Source organism: Propioniciclava sp., assembly GCF_029977985.1.
Taxonomy (GTDB): domain Bacteria; phylum Actinomycetota; class Actinomycetes; order Propionibacteriales; family Propionibacteriaceae; genus Propioniciclava.
Genome location: NZ_JARKOT010000183.1, coordinates 1 through 2,982 on the forward strand (window position 1 = coordinate 1; position 2,982 = coordinate 2,982).

General features: G+C 72.0%; 2 protein-coding genes and 1 pseudogene. All 3 read right to left on the reverse strand.

Translation table 11 applies throughout. The annotated features are described in order from the left end of the window. Positions 1–1,386 (reverse strand): GuaB1 family IMP dehydrogenase-related protein (locus Q1K57_RS10985; RefSeq protein ID WP_300082374.1); only part of this gene is annotated, 1,386 nt, incomplete at its 3' end. Positions 1,387–1,539: 153 nt separating this feature from the next. Then, positions 1,540–2,058 carry a GNAT family N-acetyltransferase gene (locus Q1K57_RS10990; protein ID WP_300082377.1) on the reverse strand — a complete coding sequence of 173 codons (519 nt, stop codon included), beginning with the start codon at positions 2,056–2,058 and terminating at the stop codon, positions 1,540–1,542. A gap of 14 nt (positions 2,059–2,072) precedes the next feature. Further along, a pseudogene (locus Q1K57_RS10995) lies at positions 2,073–2,982 on the reverse strand (ubiquinol-cytochrome c reductase cytochrome b subunit); the annotation flags it as partial.

The following is a 2,982-nucleotide window of genomic DNA, read 5'->3' on the forward strand; positions in this document are numbered from 1 at the left end:
GATGGCCTGGGCGGCGAACTCGGTGAGGGTGCGCGCGCCGGCGTAGGTGCAGGACGACCGGACGCCGGAGACGATGAAATCGAGCAGATCCTCCACGCCGGGACGGGCCGGGTCGAGGTACATCCGGGAGCTCGAGATGCCCTCCTCGAACAGGGACGCGCGGGCCCGGTCGAACGCCGACTGGGTGCGGGTACGGGCGCGGACGGCGCGGGCCGACGCCATCCCGAAGGACTCCTTGTACGGACGTCCGTCCGAGGCGTACAGCAGTTCGCCGGGGGACTCGTGCGTCCCGGCGAACCAGGAGCCGATCATCACCGCGCCCGCGCCGGCGGCCAGAGCGAGCGCGACGTCGCGGGGGTGCCGGACGCCGCCGTCCGCCCACACGCTCTTGCCCGCCTCGGCGGCCTCCTGCGCGCACTCGAGGACGGCGGAGAACTGGGGACGGCCGACGCCGGTCTGCATCCGGGTGGTGCACATGGCGCCCGGGCCGACACCGACCTTGACCACGTCCGCGCCGGCCTCGATCAGGTCGGCGGTGCCGTCCGCGGTGACCACGTTGCCGGCCACGATCGGCACGCGGCGGCCGGACGCGGCCACGACCGTGCGGCAGCGTTCGACGGCCGAGATCATCCGCTCCTGGTGGCCGTGGGCGGTGTCCATCACGAGGACGTCGGCACCGGCCTCGAGCAGCGCCTCGGCGCGGCGCTCGACGTCGCCGGAGATGCCGACGGCCGCGCCGATGCGCAGCCGTCCGGCCGCGTCGAGGGCAGGGGCGTACAGGGCGGCGCGCAGGGCGGACTTCACGGTCATCAGTCCGACCAGGCGCCCGTCGGCGACGGCGAGCGCGGCCTTGTGCCGGCGAGCGGTCAGCTCGTCGAACACCTCGGTGGGCGTGGCGTCGGGGGACACGATGGTGAGGTCGGTGAGCATCGCCTCGTGCACCTGGGCGAACCGGTCCATGCCCTCGGCCTCGGAGTCTGAGATCGTGCCCAGCGGGGCGCCCGAGCCGTCCACCACGACGACGAGCCCGTGCGCGCGCTTGGGCAGCAGCAGCAAGGCCTCGCCGATGGTGGCGTGCGGGCCGATCGTCAGCGCGGTCTCGAACACTGTCGGGGCGGCCTTCACCTTGCCGATCGCGGTGGCGACGATGTCGACCGGCAGGTCCTGCGGGATGATCGCGATCCCGCCGCGCCGGGCGACCGTCTCGGCCATCCGCCGTCCGGCGATCGCGGTCATGTTCGCCACGATCAGCGGCAACGGCAGGCCGAGCCCGTCCGTGCTGGTCAGGTCGACGTCGAGCCGCGACGTGACGGACGAGCGCCGTGGCGCCATGAACACGTCGTCATAGGTCAGGTCGTACTCGGGCTTGCCGGTGAGGAAACGCACCGCACAAGGGTACCGGGCGCCGGGTCGGGATCCGTGGAGTCGCGTTGCCGGACCGGTGACGGGGATCCCGGCGTCCGCCGGGATGACGTCCTCGTCATCCCGGGCTTGACCCGGGATCTCGGCGTTCGCCGGCACGACAAGGACGGCCGTGGCTCAGCCGTGGATCAGCACCAGTCCGGGCGCACCGTTCGGGGCCTCTGGGCCGTGGCCGAGCGGACGGTAGCCCATCCGCCGGTACAGACGGCGGGCCGGGGTGTCCTGGTCGGGGACCAGCAGCCAGTGGACGGCTGAGACGGACGCGACCATCGTCCGCTTGAGCAACTCGAAGCCGAGGCCGTGCCGGGTGAAGGACGGGTGCACCGCGAGCAATTGGACGGCGAACGAACCGTCCAGCTGACCGGATGCGTCCCCGAGGCCGGCGGACAGCTCGGCCGACCAGTCGTCCTGCTGCTCGGCCCAGTGCCACGGGTGCCCGTAGCCGAAGCCGACCAGCTCACCCACCTCCCTGGCGGTGACCACGACGAGATCCGACCGGTCCAGTGCGAGGTCGTAGAGCGTCGCGTACAGGCCGGCCACCTCCGCCGGCTCCGCCAACGGCGGACGGGCGGACGCCAGCGCGTACAGCTGCTCGACCTCGGCGGCCGCCGGCAGCGCGGAACCCGTCCGGGCCACTTCGACCAGGGGGCTCAGTGCTCGTCCCCCGGATCGGAACCCTCGAGCACCGGGGTGTCCCCGTGCTCGACCGCGGCCGGGCTGCCGTCCGGTACGCCCGCCTCGATCACGCCGTGGTGCGCTGCCGCGGCGATCTCCTCGGCGGTCGGCTTGGGCACCTGGCCCGCGGCGTACCACGCCGACAACCGTCGCCGCAGCCGGCCGACCTTCCTGCCGTTCGGCACCAGCGGCGCCGGCTGCGGGTGCCGGGTCAGGTCGTAGGCCTCAGCCTGCGAGATCGGCGCGTGCGCCTCGCTGTAGCCGCCCTCGGCGTTGCGGACGATCACGCCCGACTCCGAGCCGTGCAGCACCCGGTCGCGGTCGGCCCGCTGCAGCGAGAGGCAGATCCGCTTGGTGACGATGAACGCCAGCACCGGCACCACGAACACCGCCACCCGCATGAAATAGGTGACGTCGTTCAGCGACACGTGGAACGTGGTGGCGATGATGTCGTTGCCGCCAGCCAGCCAGAACATGCCGTAGGCGGCCATGCCGGCCACGCCGATCCCCGTCCGCACCGGTGCGTTCCGCGGCCGGTCGAGCAGGTGGTGTTCGCTCTTGTCCCCGGTGATCCACGCCTCGATGAACGGGTACAGCGCCAGCCCGGTGAACAACAGGCCCATCAGTCCCACGCCCGGCAGGAAGATGTTCCACGACCAGGTCGTGCCGGCGATGTGCCACTCCCAGTTCGGGATGATCCGGATCGCGCCCTCGACGAAGCCCATGTACCAGTCCGGCTGCGAGCCGGCGGTGACCTGCGCGGGGTTGTAGGGGCCGTACAGCCAGACCGGGTTGATCTGCATCAGGGCGCCCATCAGGATCGTGACGCCGAACACGATGAAGAAGAAGCCGCCGGCCTTCGCCACGTAGATCGGGAAGAACGGG